Origin of the sequence: Cypionkella sp. (assembly GCF_028290025.1) — a bacterium.
Taxonomy (GTDB): Bacteria; Pseudomonadota; Alphaproteobacteria; order Rhodobacterales; family Rhodobacteraceae; genus Cypionkella.
This window is the reverse complement of record NZ_JAQGKQ010000088.1, coordinates 90,248-105,538: the sequence shown is the minus strand read 5'-3', so window position 1 is coordinate 105,538 and position 15,291 is coordinate 90,248. Positions and strand designations below refer to the sequence as shown.

Genomic DNA, 15,291 nt, shown 5'->3' with positions numbered 1-15,291 from the left:
AAGCCCATCCCCTTCACACCGCAGGCCCCGTGCATGCCGCTATCCTACGATTTTAGGGCATGGCAAGAGATTGACTGCGCGCAAATCCCCCGCGTGCGCTTCGTCTACGGCGACACCTTTGCGGCGGGTTATCTCAGCGTGACCTTTGCCGCCCCCAAGACAGGCAAGAGCCTGCTGGCGCTGTCTGAGGCGATAGACGCCGCCACCGGGCGCGGCTTTCTCACGGGCAAGCCCGCCGCACCGACCAAGGTTTTGTATTACAATGCCGAGGATGATTTAGCCGTCATTGAAGGCCGCGTGGCTGCGGTGTTGCAGGCATGGCAGATACCACAATCAGAAATAAGCGGGCGGCTGTTTGCGGTATCGGGCGTGTCGGCTGAACGCCCGGTTGTTTTGATCAAGGGCGAGAAAGGCGATATTGCCGAGTCCGCCTTCCAGGCTCTTGCGGATCTGATCAAGCGCGAAGCCATTGCCCTCGCCATATTCGACCCGCTGCAAGACCTCAGCCAAAGCCCGGAAACAAACGAGGTTTTCCGCGCGCTGGGCGGGCGCATCCGGTCGCTTGCATCCGACACCGGGGCCGCAATTGGCCTTGTCCACCATACCCGCAAGCCCTCCCCCGGCATACAACCGACCCTAGATGATGGCCGAGGTGGATCGGCGCTGCGGGGCGTGGCGCGGTTCAACCGCTTGCTGGTGCCTATGACGGAGGCCGAGGGTGCGCAGGCGGGTGTTGACGATTTCCGGCATTACTTCCGCATCGGTGAGGCCGAGAGCAATCTTGCGCCACCGTCATCAGATCGGAACCGCTGGTTTGTGAAAACGGGCGTGATGATTGCCAATGGCGAAAACGTCGCGACCATCCGGCCTTGGGTCTGGCCTGAGGCGTTTACGGGCATCACTGTGAATGACGCTTGCCGAGTGAGGGCAGAGATTGCCGCCTGCGAAAACCCGCCCCGCGAAAACAGCCAAGCCAAAGGTTGGGCCGGGGACATAATTGCAGAGGTTCTGGGTCTTGATGTGTCCAAAGCATCGGACAAAGCGCGAGTTAAGACCATGCTCAAAAAGTGGATCGAAAGCGACGTTCTGCGGATTGAGCGCCTGACCTATGGCGACAAGAACAAGCAGGCAGATTTTGTCTTTGCTGGGGAGAATAACCCGGGGGTGCAAGAATGACGTTTCCCCCACTCACCCCCACCTACCCCCACCTTCCCCCCACCTTGCAAAAACCCATTACCTCGCCCCCCACCCCCACCTTGTATAGGGGTGTGGGGGTGGGGGTGGGGGAAGTAGGAACCGCCCCCAGCTTTCCCCTACCTTGCATTTTTCACGGCTCTGCCATCGCGCCCAGATTGACAGGCAAGGCGGCTGCAATGGGGCTGGCTATGCCGCTGGTGTAATGACCCCGTGCCGGTCTACCGCCGCGCCGATGCCTGTTATTGCTCGCAGGGGTGCCGCAAGCGCGCCGCGCGAAGCAGGAAGGCCGAGGAATGACGGATGCGGGGGGTGTGCAAATGTCTGCGGATGGCAAAGCAGGGGACCGCATAGGAAGCGTGACAGAGGTAAACCGCAACATTTCAGGGGCCGAGTTGCGTGCCATGCGCAAGGCGGCAAAGATAACTCAAGCCGATCTGGCAAAGCGCATTGGCGTGTCGCGCGATACCGTCCAGTATTGGGAAGCCAAGCCCACTATCGGGCAGCGTAGCGCGGGCGAACGCATGGCCGAGGCTTTGGGTTTGCGGATTAATTGGCAGTCTGACGCGCACGCGGGGGGGTGGGGTGTTAGCTGGCAAGAGAAAATGGATGCCGAGGCGGAGGCGCTATTTGCCGCCAGTGCTGCCCGTCGCAAACAACGCGAAGCGCATCACCTCGCCTCCCGGCGCGTCATATGCGGGGCCAAGACGCGCAAGAGCGGTGCGTGTCGAAATAAGTCAGAACCCGGCAAGCGGCGCTGCAAGTTTCACGGCGGCAAATCCACCGGGGCCAAGACGCCCGGGGGCTTAGCACGCATTGCATACGCTCAAAGAAAGCGATGGGCGCTCGTAAATTCTGGGGACTGTTAGATGGGTCGAAGTAGTTTTCGGAAGCCGTAAAAGTATGCCTTACGCACCAATACGCTCGGTCAGGTACGATGCTCTTTGCCGATGCCCACGCCAGAGCCCCTGCCCGCAGCAGGTGCGCTTTTGGGCTTCGGGTCGGCGGTCTGGTGCTTCTTCAGCGTCGCACGGTCTGACGCGTTAGGAGGGATTTACGATTAGTGGCAAGAGAACGCTATCTGGGTGCTGTCAGACGAATGCGAACCTCTCTGGTCCCCTACCCCACCCGAGTATAAAGCGGAAAAGAGCCGCGCCGCGAGTGGTGCCGCGAACAATGTAGGCGATCCCATAATGACATGCCTCAAGATTGCGGAGACGCCGTAAGGCCACGGCGTTTCTGTGCAAATAATATGCCAAACATCATCGCGCTGATCAGCAAAGGCAATGAGGCGGGTAAAGGTACGGTGGATGGCGATCTGCATTCGGCGGCGGCAAGATATTCGCCATTTTCAGTTGTAAAGCAGACCTTCGAAGTGTCCGTTGTCCAGTATCCGGGCCGCGTCGAGTAAAATAGGTCCCAAGGCTCAAAATAGTATTCGTCGTAAATTGTGCTGCCATTCAGGTTTTGAGGATCCGACGCAGAGCGATCCAAGATCAATTTTGATGGATCGTTTGAAGTTGAAAAGGCCACTGCGCCAGCCCTGCTCCTATCCCCTAAATATGCCCATTTATCAATGTTTTCATTGCTGTCGAAGGATACGTGACCGCTTTGGTTATCAAGAATGAGTTCACTTACAATGTAGAAAGTTTCCACTACACGATCTGGAAACGCACTGTCTAGACCCGCACCGCTCAAGTTCAAAGTCTTTCCGGCTAATCTGTCTGGCTGTAACCCTAGCAGTGCAAACCCGAAAGTCACCATTTTAGAGAACCCGGTTGTTTCGCCTGTCGAAGATGCCAGCCGAAACTGAGGATTGTAATGGTCTAGCACTGAAATAGATGGAGTCGGCGCATAATAGGTAAAGTCATAATGCAGCCGTTCGCCGTACCCGTAAGTTGCCGCGCCCGCGCTTGTCGCCACCCCAAACGCCGCCATCACCGCAAACAATTTCCTCCACATTTTCACCTCCCGAAATATGCTCAAAAGACAGACGTGGGGCGGCGCTGCATTGCGTCAATGATTCGCGCGATCTGGCTATACTGATATTGGCAGAATCGCCCGCAGTTCGCTATCCATTCTCAAATGTGGACGCATCGCCCAATTACTACAGGCGGAAAAACCCGCCCCGGCGACCGGCAGCTGCGTGACGGCAAGTCCGGAGGCCGGGTTGTACTTTGGTGAGAACTACATCGCGGCAGTGCAATGGCGGGGGTTCCCCCGACCTGTAGCTGGTGTGGTGGGATGCGAAGGAAAACGCCCGTATCGCCCGCAACCTTGCCGCCCGTGCCGCTGCCAGCGCTGCCCAGTTTGCCAACGTCACAGCCGCCCAGCTTCGCGCCGATCTTTTTGCTTTCGAATGCAAAGACACCATGCGCGGTTCTGACTGGAAGCGCCTTGACGCCATGCGCGCCATGCTGAGTAAAGCCGAAGCCCGCGAGGCCGCCGCCTGGCAATACCGAACCGCCCGAAAAACTCCCCGTTATGAAGGAAAGCCGACGAAAGACTTGCTTGATGCGATGGACATAATCAGCGATGCCCGCCACTTTGCCGAGGCCATTCGCATGGCGTTTGCCGACCCAACCTATGATGAAGCCAAGGCTATTGCAGCCCTCGCGTTTCATGTCACCACCCTGCTGGTTACCACATTGGCCGGGTTGGAAGCCCTAAGCCCCGGCATGGCAGAAGTGGCGCAATGGCCGCGACTTTAGACCGCGATACTATCGCTGTGCTTATCGAAGATGTCTCTAGCCTTGTGGGCCTCGCCCTTGATCTGGTGTCAGAGTTGAATTTCGTGAATGCTGACGGCTCTCGCATCCGGGGCATGGATCAACTGGACTCGCTTAGTGGTTAACCCTTGCGCACCTCATAGGCTGTTCGATTGCGTCATCGCGCCGATAAGCATTTTCCACGGCGCTAGCCGCTCCACATGGATGCCCAGACCGAATCACTTGTCGAATTTCGGCCCTCCCGATACTGTAATATTTAGTCGCAATTCATTTGGCAGAAAGAAGCTTTGATGTTGCTAAGGCCCAATGTTTTGACATTATCTCTCGTTGCAGTCCTGTCGTGCTCAGTTGCGGTTAATGCAGCTACACTTTCATTGCGAGCGCAGGGTGTTCCAACACGCACGGATGAGAGAAACAATGACTTATATGATCGTCTTTTTGGTTCGAGCGGTATCTTCAACTTAAACTTTCAATTTTCCAGTTTCGCGCCTGTCTTGCAAATTGGATCGAGCTATTCCAGTTATGACTTAGAAAGTGTTGAAGTCGTTGCAGGCAATGGATTTAGTTTCGTTGTACCTACAGATGGACTGGGTATAGGTGACAGTGACGCCGTCGGAGAAGAATTCTCATCTTTGGGATTTTCGCGGTCTGAGTTTCTAAATTACACTTTCGTTGATCGCTATGGCCCAAAAGATACGGAAGTAATCATCACTAATTTTGAGTTTCGGTTCTTGAACGCCTTTCCCGATGTGTTGACGTCACCGCTTGGTGTCTTAGGCTTCCCAGACGCCACTCTTTCTGCCTTTGAATACCTAGGTAATGTGCCGACACCGACCGATCAACGGTTCTCTGTTTTTGGTGTCACGCGGTTCCTCCCGGACGGCACACCGATTTTTGACGAGATGGAATTCGATATTGACCTGAGCAACTTTGAGGTAGTTTCTAAGTCGCCTTCACCTGTGCCGCTTCCTGCGGGCGGCGTGTTGCTTGGCACAGGACTGTTGGCGCTGTTTGTTTTGCGCACTCGAAACGCATTTACTGGCTTTGAGCACACAGTTTTTGCCTCATAAGCGCGCGAGGCCAAAGGGGGAGTCAAATCTCTGCCCCGTTCGCGCAGCGGGACCGATGCAGGAGCCTCCTTAGCACTGAGAGCAGACGGGAAAGGGTGGTAGCGGTGAGCCGACCTAACTTGACCGGGGCCTGACAAAACCTGTCATTGCGGCGCTGTGGAATCGTCGCGCATGTTGACGTTTGTTGACACTGCCAACTTCCCCCGCCCCGAGCGCATATTAAGTTTTGTTATGGCTCGCGAGGCGCTGGGGAAGGTATCTTTGCTCCGAACATTCCATTGAACGATTGTCCCGCCCTAGCGCAGCCATCCTGCCGCCGATGACGCGCCCGCGCGCGAGGCTGTTTTCCAGAATGCAGGAAAAGCTGGGTTTTCCTTATGGGGAAAGGCCGGGGTTTCCATCATACGGAAAGGCGTGATGCGGGAACCTCACACAAGTATGCGCACGCGGGGGGATGGGGTGTTAGCTGGCAAGAGAAATGGACGCCGAGGCCGAGGCGCTATTTGCCTCCAGTGTTGCCCGCCGCAAACAACGCGAAGCGCATCACCTCGCCACCCGCCGCGTCATATGCGGGGCCAAGACGCGCAAGAGCGGTGCGTGTCGAAATAAGTCAGAACCCGGCAAGCGGCGCTGCAAGTTTCACGGTGGAAAATCCACCGGGGCCAAGACGCCCGAGGGCTTAGCCCGCATTTCAGAGGCCCAGCGGCGGCGCTGGGCGCGCCACGCCGAAAGCCCCTGCTAGGTTTTTAAACATTCTAAGAGACGTAACCCTGACGCCCTTCTAAAAAATTGGGGCGCAAACTTCTTAAAGTAAGAAATCCGAGGCCCCTACACTCGAAACCCCGATAACTTGAATTTCAAAATCAGCAACTCTATCGCCGTTCACGTCACCTTTGACGATTACGTTGCTGCCTTCGGCGCTAAACCAAATTGAGTGGGCTTGGGCGGTCTTGCCGCTGAAAAGAAAGGCGTCATTAGTGGCAGAAGTTGCCGAGCGCGCATCGATGGTTCGCAGGTCAATATCATCTGCGCCTCTCGTGAAGTTATAGACGACATCGCGGCTTGCTCCGACGGCAGTATGTGAGGCGGCGGTGAAGACAAAGACATCAGCAAGCCCATCCGTGCCCCCATATGATTTGTCTGAACCCGCTCCGCCTGAAAGCGTATCCCTTCCTCCACCTGCATAGATAATGTCGTTTCCAGCGTTGCCAGAAAGCGCGTTTGACGCATTATTGCCGGTAATCGAATTTGCCAGCGCATTGCCACCCCCATTGGCTGCAGACCCTGTCAAAATCAAAACTTCCAGATTTGCTCCGAGAACATAGCTGGTAGATGATCTGACAGTGTCTTTGCCCGCGCCTGCATCCTCGAATATCTGGTCACCGGTTCCTCGCACGTATGTATCATTGCCAGTACCGCCGATCAGTCTGTCAGAGCCGGAGCCCCCCTCGAGTGCATCATTTCCGCTGCCGCCAAAGAGCGTGTCATTGCCAGCGTTTCCAAGCAGACTATCGTTGCCAGCGAAGCCCACAAGTGCATCCGCAAAGACTGAACCTGACATTTTGTCGTTCCTAGCGAATGCCATTTCGTAGAGTTGAACAGCAGCACCGTCGTTGATTAAGGTCATATAATCATAGGCATCCAAGTTTAGACCCGTTATAGATACTTGGAGTTTGCCGCCATAAAAAATTTCGTAGCTATTCAACTGACCAAATACGTTTCCAAAATCATCATATGAAAAATTGCCCCGATAAGTGCCGCTAAGAAGGCCCGCCCTGATGGTGATGTGCGTACTATTGAAGGATTCCAGAACACCAAACCAGATTGACGGCACTCTCATATCAGCGGCTTCGGAAGCGACTAAGATGGCCATAAAATGACTCCAAAAAAAATGTTAATTGATTCGTTCTAGCGAACTTGACCCATGAACCGACGTTTAGTCAAATATTTGACGAGGTAATTCTCATTCGATGCCAACGCGCGCCTTCTTATGATTGCCGTTCGCACGGCTGTAGCACTTCGCGTCAACCTGAATTGGCTATGACCCTCGCACCGCATGGCAGCTCCGGGAACCGCTGCGGATCCCAAGGATGGCGCGACCCTAGCCGCAACCTTGCCGTCAGAGATTGCGCGACTGTTCGATGACTGGACCGCCGCCCGCGCTGCCTCAAACCTTCGCGCCGAGGATACCAGCTGCGAACATGAATATGAAGAATAGGTGGCGGGGCTGATATAGGTGCCAGCAACTTGATCGGGTTGCGGGGCGCAGGCAGCAAGCGAGAGAACTGCCAGCATGGCGGGGGCGTGGCGGACAAACATATTTGATCCAATCAAAGAGGTGAGTGACGCTAGGTCACGCGTCTGTGATAGGTCGCCCACGACGGCAGCGGAATGACGGTGGGGCGGCTTAAATAAGATGCAACTGCTTCATTTAAGGCAGGTGTGAGAAGCTTCGCGGCGCGCGGCTGTTTGCACAATACCGGAAAAGGCGGGCTTCCCTGATGGGGAAAGCTAGGGCCGTCCAAGGCGGGTGCAAAGTGCCGTTTCCAGCATTCAGAAAGCCGAGATGCACTATCCGCGCAGAGATACACGCACGCGGGGATGGGGTGATAGCTAATCGGTGCGCAGTAACGCGCGCAGGCGGGGATGGGGTGATAGGCCGAGGGAAGTGTCGTTCCCGTATCGAGCCTCAGCATCGGGCTTCGCATGTTCTTGAAAATTGTGCCGTGAAAGACACGCCCAAATCTGCAAGGTGGGGGATGGTATGGGGGATGAAAAACCACAACTTCCATAAAATGCATTAGTTTCAATATGTTATGTGGAGATATTGGCGGATCGATAGGGATTCGAACCCTAGAGACGGTTCCCCGCCTACACACTTTCCAGGCGTGCGCCTTCGACCACTCGGCCACCGATCCGTTGCGGGGTGTTTAGCCTGCAATAATGCGGGGACGCAAGGGGGGCGGGCTTGGTTTTCTTCGGCCAATTGAGGGAATCTCTGCTGGTTTAATCGACCAGCAACAAACTCACCCTTCGATTCTGCTTGCCCTTATTCTCAACTTTGCCGATCTCTACCCGACCGATTTCGGCGGTGCGGCCAACATGGGTGCCGCCGCAGGGTTGCAGATCAATTTGCGTGGCATCATTGCCGATCCGGACTAGGCGGATCTGGCCCTGCCCCATCGGTGGGCTGACCGACATGGTTTTGACCAAGCCCGGATTGGCCAATAACTCGGCGTCGGTGATGAAACTGTCGGTGACAGGAAAATCGCGCTCGATCAACAGGTTAAGCGCCTCATTCAACGCGGCCACGTCCGTAGGCGCCTCTGGCATCATAAAATCCAAGCGGCCTTTGTCAGCGCCGATCTGGCCACCCGTGACCGGCAGCGGGATCACCACAGACAGCAAATGCAACGCGGTGTGCATACGCATATGACGGTGGCGGCGGTTCCAATCCAAGCGCTGGGTGATCTTCGCGCCGACGGGGGGCAACGAGGTCGCTTCCGATGGCACCAAGGCGATCAGACTACCCTCGACTTTCACTGCCGTCGCAATCGGCATCCGACCACCCGACCAAATGATAAAGCCGCTGTCGCCGGGCTGACCGCCAGCCGTGGGGTAAAAGATTGAGGCATCCAGCACGATGCCACCCTCTTGCGTATGCGCCAACACAGTAGCCTCGGCCTCGCGCAGATAGGCGTCTTGGCGAAACAGCAATGTAGTGCTCATGCGTCGGTATCCTTGGGCACATCGGGCGAGGCGCTGCCGGTTTTCGAAGCGTCGGGCTGCGAAACAGCTGGATGAGATTCATCCGGCTGGAAGGTATCCGGCCGCGACTTATCTGCGCCACCCGCTTGGGATATCCGTTTGGGCGCTGGATCTGTTGACAAAAACGCGTCAACTGCATCCAGAGCAGCTTGCTCCTCTGCCGCCGCTTCGGCGTCGGCGGCAGCCTCATCCGCCAGACGCTTGAGATAATCACGATGCGCGTTAGAGAACAAAATGCCTTCAGCCCGAAACCGTTCAGCGATCTGATGATTGATCTCCGAGCGCACTGGCACCTGAAAATAGATGTCGCGCACGATGACGCGAATTTCAAAGTTCATCAATTCGCCACTGAACCCCATTAGCGCAATCGTCGGTGGCGGGCTTAGCACGGCCAAGGGCTGCGCCTCGACAATTTCACGCAGAATTGCTTCGACCCGGCGGCTGTCGGTGGTGAACGGCACCGAAACCGGCACGATCATCCGGCCTGACATATTGAACCGCGTCCAGTTCGTCACCCGTCCGGTGATCAGATCGGAGTTCGGCACGATCACATCGGATCGGTCAAAGGTCTGGATGCGGGTGGAGCGTACCGAGATCGCCTTGACGATGCCGGATGTGGTGCCAACCTCAATCCAATCGCCCTCGGAGACCGGGCGTTCCACCAGCAAAATTACACCCGAGACGAAGTTTGAGACGATGGTTTGCAAGCCAAAACCGATACCGACGGATAGGGCTGACGCCACCAGCGCGAAGCCCGACAGATCAATCCCCGCCGCCGTGATCGCAAGCAACGCCGACAGGAAAATCCCGGCATAGCCGACGCCCGACGCAATCGCATTCTGCCCGCCCTGATCCAAAGTCGTGCGCGGCAGGATCGACGATTTCAAACCGCCCTGCACCAGACGCGTCACCGCGTAGCTGACAGCAAATACCGCCACCAATATCACAAAGTTCGAAGGCGAAATTCGCACTCCGCCCAGCGAGACGCCGCTGCGGAATGAGGTCCAGACGTCCACCAGATCGACAATGCGCGCGCCCCAGATCAGCGCCAACACCGGCAGCGCCGCGAACAAGATCACGATCCCCGCCAGCACCGGCAACAACGCGTCATGCCGCGCATCCGCCGACCGCGACAAGGCCACATAAAACTCGGCAAAGTAGCCCTGAAACACCACCAATATCGCCAGCAACGACAGCGTGTTGATCGCAGGCCAAATCAGCGCATTCGCCGCGCTGACATAGCCGATCACCCCCAGCGTAGGGGCAATCACCGCAATCGCGATCGCCACGGATGAGACCCAATAGATCAGCGTCGAACGAAACGCCGCATCATCACTGCTCTGCTGCACAGCACTTTGGCGCCGCAGGATTTTGCCCAAGCGAAACAACGCAATGGCGGCGAAAATCTGCAACGGCACCACCACCACCGAGATCGCCGCATCGGTCGCCAACGCCACCTGCTGCGCCCGATCCGCCGCGATATTGCTTGCCGAGCCACCGAGGAAATTCGCAGCCCTCGGTACGATCCACGTCGCCACCAGCCCATAAACCGCGACCGAAATCCCCAGCAGCACCGCTTGCAGCCTGCCCTCAGCCCGGCCCTCGACACCAAATCCAATGGCACTGGCCTGCTCAGGACTATACGGAAATATCCGGACCGCGAGCCAGCGCGTCAGGAAAATCGTCAACACCAGCGCCGGCAAGGCTTGAAACAATGACAGGATAATCGGCCCGAACAAAGAGGTCCGCTCCAGCGCCGTTGCCAGCAGCACAGCGCCCACCACCGGGACCACCACCTGCCCCAGCGACACGAAGCCCGAGATCAAACCCCGCCAACGCGGTTGCGTCTTGCTCAGCAGCCATCGCGTGAGCCGCCGCATCCAATGCCCGCCACGCAGCAACAAAAACAGCGCCGCCAGCAACAGCCCCACGATCAACGGCGCATTGTCGCGCAACTGATCGACGTTCATCGGCCGGGTGAAACGCCAGCGCGTCTCATCCCACATCCACTGTCCCATCCAGCGGAACATCGACGCCGCTGTCGGCCAGTTCACCGGATTGAGCGCCGACGGCGACAACCGCAGCAACTTATCCGCCTGCCGCTCGCGGATCAGCTTGTCGATGGATGCAATGGTGCTATCCGCCCGAGTAGCTGCCTCCGCCGCCGTCAGCACCGGAACCTGCAACTTCGCCAGCGCATCGTTCAAATCAATCCGCCGCTCGGCAATCGTCGTATCCTCGACCTGCCCCTCGGCAGGCACCGGGCCCAGCGCCGCGATCTGGTTTTTCACGGTCGCAATCTGGTCGGCGTTAATGCCTTGGGCTTCGGTAAACGTGGTGCGCCACTTTACCATCTCCGCCCGCATCGCGCTCAAACGGTCGTCATTGACCTGCGCTTGAGTGACCACATCCTCAATCTGCGACACCGTGGTGTCGAAGGTCTTGTAATCATCAACCGCAGGCGTGTCCTGCGCGAAAGCCGGCGCTGCAAGCACCAGAACCAGCAAAATAGCGCGCAGCATTGCGAAGGTCATGCGTCTTCAAACACCGTCGGAATATTCGACGGCGCGCGATCCAGCCATTTCGGCACCGGCAGACCCTTTTCCTTCAGGAACGCCGGGTTATACAACTTCGACTGATAACGGTTGCCGTAATCGCAAAGTATAGTAACGATGGTATGCCCCGGCCCCATATCGCGCGCCATCCGCATCGCACCGGCGATGTTGATGCCCGATGAGCCACCTAGACAAATCCCCTCATCCTCCAGCATCTCAAAGCACAAAGGCAGCGCCTCGGCGTCCGGGATGCGATAGCTGAAGTCCGGAGTAAAGCCTTCCAGATTGGCGGTAATCCGACCCTGCCCGATGCCTTCGGTGATCGAAGACCCCGGCGAGTCAAACACTCCCGTCGTATAAAACGCGTGCAACGCAGCCCCTTCAGGGTCCGCCAGACCGATCTTGACACCCTTCGGCTGTAACACCATGCCGACGCCCGCCAAAGTACCACCCGAGCCCACGGCACAGACAAAGCCATCGACCTTGCCGCCAGTTTGCTCCCAAATCTCCGGCCCGGTCATCTCAATATGGCTTTGACGGTTGGCGATGTTATCGAACTGATTTGCCCAGATCGCGCCATTACTCTCCGTCCGCGCCAAAGCTTCCGCCAGACGGCCCGAGTAGCGCACATAATTGTTCGGGTTCTTATACGGAGCAGCCGGAACCTGCACCAATTCCGCCCCCGCCAACCGCAGCATATCCTTTTTCTCCTGAGATTGCGTCTCAGGAATAACGATCACGGTGCGAAACCCCATGCTCGCGCCAACCAGCGCGAGCCCAATTCCAGTATTGCCCGCCGTGCCCTCAACAATCGTGCCGCCCGGCTTCAGCAAACCCTTCGCCACCGCATCGCGGATCATATAAAGCGCCGCGCGATCTTTCACCGACTGGCCGGGGTTCAGAAACTCGCATTTGCCCAAAATCGTGCAGCCGGTCAGTTCCGAGGCGCGTTTGAGCTTCAAAAGCGGGGTGTTGCCGATCGTGTCAGCCAAATCACTGTGAATCCGCATACGGTAACATCCTTTATATCGTTGCCAAAGGTTTAGGCGAGCCGCAGGGCAAACTCAAGCGCACCCGGCGCGAAAAGGAAATCCGCACCAACCCCAGCCGATCCACTGAACCGCGTTCCAGCCTCCCCCGCTTAAACCAAACGATCCCCACCCTTCGGTTTTCATACTGGCCCAATATCCTCGCCCAAGGTATCGACGTCGCGACCAACACAACACCCGACGTCGAACACTTCCACCGGCATTTCATACTGGCTTAAATATCCCCGCCGGAAGCATCGGCGCTATGCCCAATCACCGCCAGCGGAAACCGCCCACAGCTAGGGCTTTCATCTTGGCCTAAATATCCCCGCCGGAGGCATCCGTCCTGCCAACCCTCGCAACCCCACAATTCCAACACCCCTTGACCACCAACCACAAACATACCAAACGGACGGTATCTAAAGGAGCCGCCGCATGTCCCCCCTCGTCACCGCCTACCTCACCCTATTCGCAGCCATCGTCAGCGAGGTCATCGGCTCAGCGTTCCTGCAACGCTCCGCGCAGTTCACCAAACTGGTGCCGACTGCAATGATGGTGGTGTTCTACGTCGTCTCTTTCTACCTGCTGTCACTGGCTCTGCGCGCACTCCCCCTCGGCTTTGCCTATGCGATCTGGGCAGGCTTGGGCATTGTGCTGACCGCGAGCATCGGGTTTTTCGTCTTTAAACAATCGCTGGACACCCCGGCGCTGGTCGGCATCGGCTTCATCATCACCGGCGTGCTGATTATGAACCTGCTGTCACACTCGACGGGTCACTGATGCCCACCGCCTATCATCGAAAGAAAGACCCCGAAGCGGTCCGCGAAAAGCTGCTCGCCGCCGCCGAAACCATTGCGCTTACCCAAGGTATGCAGGCGGTGACGATGCAGGCGGTGTCAGATGCCGCAGGCGTCACCAAGGGCGGCTTTCTGCATCACTTCCCCAATAAGGAAGCGCTAATTCAAAACCTGTTCGCGGCTTACGTCCAACGACTTGAGATGCTGCTGGATCAACTAATCCAAGCCGACCCGCTGCCGCATGGCCGCTTCAGCCGCGCCTATATCCGCGCCGCCCTAGACCCCGTGGCCGCGTCAAACGCAAACTTGTCATGCGGCATTGTTCCGGTGTTTGTAGGCGACCCCGACCTGCGCCGGATGTGGTACGACTGGCTGGCGGCGATTGAAGCCAAGCACAGCCAAACCGACAGCAGCGCAACCTTACAAATCGCCCGCCGCGCCGCAGATGGCTTATGGTTCGCACGCATGGACGATGCAGAGACCGGCCCATCTGACGCGCTATTGCACAGCCTGCTTGCCCTCACAGCCAACGCCGCTGCATAGGCCGCCCGGCCTGTAACAGTCGTTAAAGATACCCTAACAAAAAATCCAACCTCATGATTCAAATACACAATCTCGGCCTGTCCACATGTGGACACGTCACGAAAACGGGCGGAGCCTCACAGCCCCGCCCACAAATTCCCTTGCAACAGCCTCAGATCACTTAAACAACCCGTCCGCCTTCAACCCCGCATAGCACTCATCAATCGAGGTGAAAGCCCGATCAATCAGCACATCAATTTCTTCCGGCGTGATCACCAGCGGCGGCGAGATAATCATCCGATCGCCGACGTGCCGCATGATCAGATTGTTGGCAAAACACCGCTCGCGGCAGCGATACCCAACGGTGCCGTATTCCGAAGAAAACCGCGCCCGCTCGGCTTTATTGGGCGTCAAAGCAATCGACCCCATCAACCCCACAAGCTGCGCATCCCCCACCATCGGATGCTCCGCCAGCGCCGCCCATTTCTTCGCCAAATAAGGATGCGCCACATCGCGAACATGCTCGACAATGCCTTCTTCCTGCATGATCCGCAGGTTCTCCAAAGCCACCGCCGCCGCCACCGGATGCCCGGAATAAGTATAGCCGTGGTTGAAATCGCCGTGGCTGCCCAAAACCTCAGCCACCTCATCACAAACCACCGAGCCGCCAATCGGCTGATACCCCGAAGACAACCCCTTCGCGATCGTCATAATATGCGGCTTAATCCCGAAAGTGGTCGAGCCAAACCAATTCCCCGTCCGCCCAAACCCAGTGATCACCTCATCCGCGATCAACAGAATGCCATACTTGTCCACGATCCGCTGAATCTCCGGCCAGTAAGTACTCGGAGGAACAATAACCCCGCCAGCCCCCTGCACCGGCTCGCCAATGAACGCCGCAACATTCTCGACGCCCAGTTCAAGGATCTTCGCCTCCAACTCCTGCGCCCGCATCAGCCCGAACGCCTCCGGCGTCATCTCGCCACCCTGCGCCCAATAGTTCGGCTCACCGATATGCACGACACCCGCGATCTTGCCGCCGTGATTATGGATCGCAGACATGCCACCCAAAGACCCGCCGCCCAAAGTCGAGCCGTGATAGCCGTTGTGCCGCGCGATGATGATGCGCTTTTCCGACTGCCCCTTGATGTCCCAATAGCGCCGCACCATGCGAATATTGGTGTCATTGGCTTCGGAACCGGACCCCGCAAAGAACACATGGTTCAAATCGCCCGGTGCCAATTCAGCAATCTTTGCCGCCAGCGCAATGGCAGGCACATGGCTGGTCTGGAAAAACGTATTGTAATAAGCCAACTGATCCATTTGCGCCTTGGCCACATCGCCCAACTCGGTGCGACCATAGCCGATGTTGACGCACCAAAGTCCCGCCATGCCGTCGATAATCCGGTTGCCCTCAGAATCCGTCAGCCAAACCCCTTTGCCCGCCGTCATAATCCGCGCGCCCCTTTTGGCGAGCGCCGCATTTTCAGTAAACGGGTGCATGTGGTGGGCCGCATCCAGCGCCTGAAGTTCAGCCGTCGGCATGTGGTTGGTGATTTTGTTCATGGCTTGACCCTTTTGCACAGCACAGCCATCCCCGAATCCGGGCGGCTTTGGAGCAGGATATG

15 protein-coding genes and 1 tRNA gene are annotated in these 15,291 nt (G+C 57.3%); 9 read left to right on the top strand and 7 right to left on the bottom strand.

From position 1 onward, the window contains the following. The first annotated feature begins 33 nt into the window (after positions 1–33). Together JWS10_RS15155 and JWS10_RS21265 are read left to right on the top strand one after the other, a co-directional pair. Positions 34–1,176: an AAA family ATPase gene (locus JWS10_RS15155; RefSeq protein ID WP_299508706.1), complete on the top strand. Its 1,143-nt coding sequence runs from the start codon at positions 34–36 to the stop codon at positions 1,174–1,176. Between the two features lie 314 nt (positions 1,177–1,490). Next, positions 1,491–2,063 carry a helix-turn-helix transcriptional regulator gene (locus tag JWS10_RS21265; RefSeq protein WP_366943547.1) on the top strand — a complete coding sequence of 191 codons (573 nt, stop codon included), beginning with the start codon at positions 1,491–1,493 and terminating at the stop codon, positions 2,061–2,063. A 334-nt stretch (positions 2,064–2,397) separates the two neighbouring features. Here JWS10_RS21265 and JWS10_RS15145 read toward each other — a convergent pair whose 3' ends face one another. Next, positions 2,398–3,156, bottom strand: coding sequence for a hypothetical protein (locus tag JWS10_RS15145; RefSeq protein WP_299508705.1), 759 nt, complete (start codon positions 3,154–3,156; stop codon positions 2,398–2,400). Between the two features lie 272 nt (positions 3,157–3,428). On the opposite strand from JWS10_RS15145, the gene JWS10_RS15140 reads away from it, so the two are divergent. From JWS10_RS15140 to JWS10_RS15125, 4 genes are all read left to right on the top strand, one after another. Next, positions 3,429–3,905, top strand: coding sequence for a hypothetical protein (locus JWS10_RS15140; RefSeq protein ID WP_299508704.1), 477 nt, complete (start codon positions 3,429–3,431; stop codon positions 3,903–3,905). Then, on the top strand, positions 3,890–4,048 hold the full coding sequence (locus tag JWS10_RS15135) for a hypothetical protein (protein WP_299508703.1): 159 nt from the start codon (positions 3,890–3,892) through the stop codon (positions 4,046–4,048). Before JWS10_RS15140 ends, JWS10_RS15135 begins: the two co-directional genes overlap by 16 nt. A 165-nt stretch (positions 4,049–4,213) precedes the next feature. After that, a complete protein-coding gene (locus JWS10_RS15130) occupies positions 4,214–4,993 on the top strand; it encodes a hypothetical protein (protein ID WP_299508702.1) in 780 nt (259 codons plus the stop codon). 478 nt (positions 4,994–5,471) lie between these two features. Further along, positions 5,472–5,735, top strand: a complete 264-nt coding sequence (locus tag JWS10_RS15125) for an HGGxSTG domain-containing protein (protein WP_299508701.1) — start codon at positions 5,472–5,474, stop codon at positions 5,733–5,735. Positions 5,736–5,798: 63 nt separating this feature from the next. On the opposite strand, the gene JWS10_RS15120 is transcribed toward JWS10_RS15125, so the two are convergent. Further along, positions 5,799–6,866 carry a M10 family metallopeptidase C-terminal domain-containing protein gene (locus JWS10_RS15120; protein WP_299508700.1) on the bottom strand — a complete coding sequence of 356 codons (1,068 nt, stop codon included), beginning with the start codon at positions 6,864–6,866 and terminating at the stop codon, positions 5,799–5,801. A gap of 183 nt (positions 6,867–7,049) precedes the next feature. On the opposite strand from JWS10_RS15120, the gene JWS10_RS15115 reads away from it, so the two are divergent. Beyond that, positions 7,050–7,211: a hypothetical protein gene (locus tag JWS10_RS15115; RefSeq protein ID WP_299508699.1), complete on the top strand. Its 162-nt coding sequence runs from the start codon at positions 7,050–7,052 to the stop codon at positions 7,209–7,211. A 610-nt stretch (positions 7,212–7,821) separates the two neighbouring features. On the opposite strand, the gene JWS10_RS15110 is transcribed toward JWS10_RS15115, so the two are convergent. The 4 genes from JWS10_RS15110 to JWS10_RS15095 form a co-directional block, all read right to left on the bottom strand. Continuing rightward, positions 7,822–7,911 (bottom strand) — tRNA-Ser (locus JWS10_RS15110). An 88-nt stretch (positions 7,912–7,999) separates the two neighbouring features. Continuing rightward, positions 8,000–8,722, bottom strand: a complete 723-nt coding sequence (locus JWS10_RS15105) for an alanyl-tRNA editing protein (protein WP_299508698.1) — start codon at positions 8,720–8,722, stop codon at positions 8,000–8,002. Next, positions 8,719–11,295, bottom strand: coding sequence for a DUF3772 domain-containing protein (locus JWS10_RS15100; protein ID WP_299508697.1), 2,577 nt, complete (start codon positions 11,293–11,295; stop codon positions 8,719–8,721). Before JWS10_RS15100 ends, JWS10_RS15105 begins: the two co-directional genes overlap by 4 nt. Continuing rightward, positions 11,292–12,326 carry a cysteine synthase A gene (locus JWS10_RS15095; protein ID WP_299508696.1) on the bottom strand — a complete coding sequence of 345 codons (1,035 nt, stop codon included), beginning with the start codon at positions 12,324–12,326 and terminating at the stop codon, positions 11,292–11,294. The genes JWS10_RS15100 and JWS10_RS15095 overlap by 4 nt, the downstream gene beginning before the upstream one ends. Positions 12,327–12,779: 453 nt before the next feature. On the opposite strand from JWS10_RS15095, the gene JWS10_RS15090 reads away from it, so the two are divergent. Both JWS10_RS15090 and JWS10_RS15085 read left to right on the top strand, forming a co-directional pair. Further along, complete coding sequence (locus JWS10_RS15090) at positions 12,780–13,124, top strand: multidrug efflux SMR transporter (protein WP_299481586.1); 345 nt, start codon at positions 12,780–12,782, stop codon at positions 13,122–13,124. Continuing rightward, on the top strand, positions 13,124–13,684 hold the full coding sequence (locus JWS10_RS15085) for a TetR/AcrR family transcriptional regulator (RefSeq protein WP_299508695.1): 561 nt from the start codon (positions 13,124–13,126) through the stop codon (positions 13,682–13,684). Before JWS10_RS15090 ends, JWS10_RS15085 begins: the two co-directional genes overlap by 1 nt. Positions 13,685–13,840: 156 nt before the next feature. Here JWS10_RS15085 and JWS10_RS15080 read toward each other — a convergent pair whose 3' ends face one another. Beyond that, positions 13,841–15,229 (bottom strand): aspartate aminotransferase family protein, encoded by a 1,389-nt coding sequence (locus tag JWS10_RS15080; protein WP_299481592.1) that lies wholly within the window; start codon positions 15,227–15,229, stop codon positions 13,841–13,843. Positions 15,230–15,291: the final 62 nt, after the last annotated feature.

Coding starts and splice junctions, on each gene's coding strand:
- JWS10_RS15155 (WP_299508706.1), top strand. CDS start 34: ATGCCGCTATCCTACGATTTTAGGGCATGGCAAGAGATTGACTGCGCG.
- JWS10_RS21265 (WP_366943547.1), top strand. CDS start 1,491: ATGACGGATGCGGGGGGTGTGCAAATGTCTGCGGATGGCAAAGCAGGG.
- JWS10_RS15145 (WP_299508705.1), bottom strand. CDS start 3,156: ATGTGGAGGAAATTGTTTGCGGTGATGGCGGCGTTTGGGGTGGCGACA.
- JWS10_RS15135 (WP_299508703.1), top strand. CDS start 3,890: ATGGCCGCGACTTTAGACCGCGATACTATCGCTGTGCTTATCGAAGAT.
- JWS10_RS15130 (WP_299508702.1), top strand. CDS start 4,214: ATGTTGCTAAGGCCCAATGTTTTGACATTATCTCTCGTTGCAGTCCTG.
- JWS10_RS15125 (WP_299508701.1), top strand. CDS start 5,472: ATGGACGCCGAGGCCGAGGCGCTATTTGCCTCCAGTGTTGCCCGCCGC.
- JWS10_RS15120 (WP_299508700.1), bottom strand. CDS start 6,866: ATGGCCATCTTAGTCGCTTCCGAAGCCGCTGATATGAGAGTGCCGTCA.
- JWS10_RS15115 (WP_299508699.1), top strand. CDS start 7,050: ATGGCAGCTCCGGGAACCGCTGCGGATCCCAAGGATGGCGCGACCCTA.
- JWS10_RS15105 (WP_299508698.1), bottom strand. CDS start 8,722: ATGAGCACTACATTGCTGTTTCGCCAAGACGCCTATCTGCGCGAGGCC.
- JWS10_RS15100 (WP_299508697.1), bottom strand. CDS start 11,295: ATGACCTTCGCAATGCTGCGCGCTATTTTGCTGGTTCTGGTGCTTGCA.
- JWS10_RS15095 (WP_299508696.1), bottom strand. CDS start 12,326: ATGCGGATTCACAGTGATTTGGCTGACACGATCGGCAACACCCCGCTT.
- JWS10_RS15090 (WP_299481586.1), top strand. CDS start 12,780: ATGTCCCCCCTCGTCACCGCCTACCTCACCCTATTCGCAGCCATCGTC.
- JWS10_RS15085 (WP_299508695.1), top strand. CDS start 13,124: ATGCCCACCGCCTATCATCGAAAGAAAGACCCCGAAGCGGTCCGCGAA.
- JWS10_RS15080 (WP_299481592.1), bottom strand. CDS start 15,229: ATGAACAAAATCACCAACCACATGCCGACGGCTGAACTTCAGGCGCTG.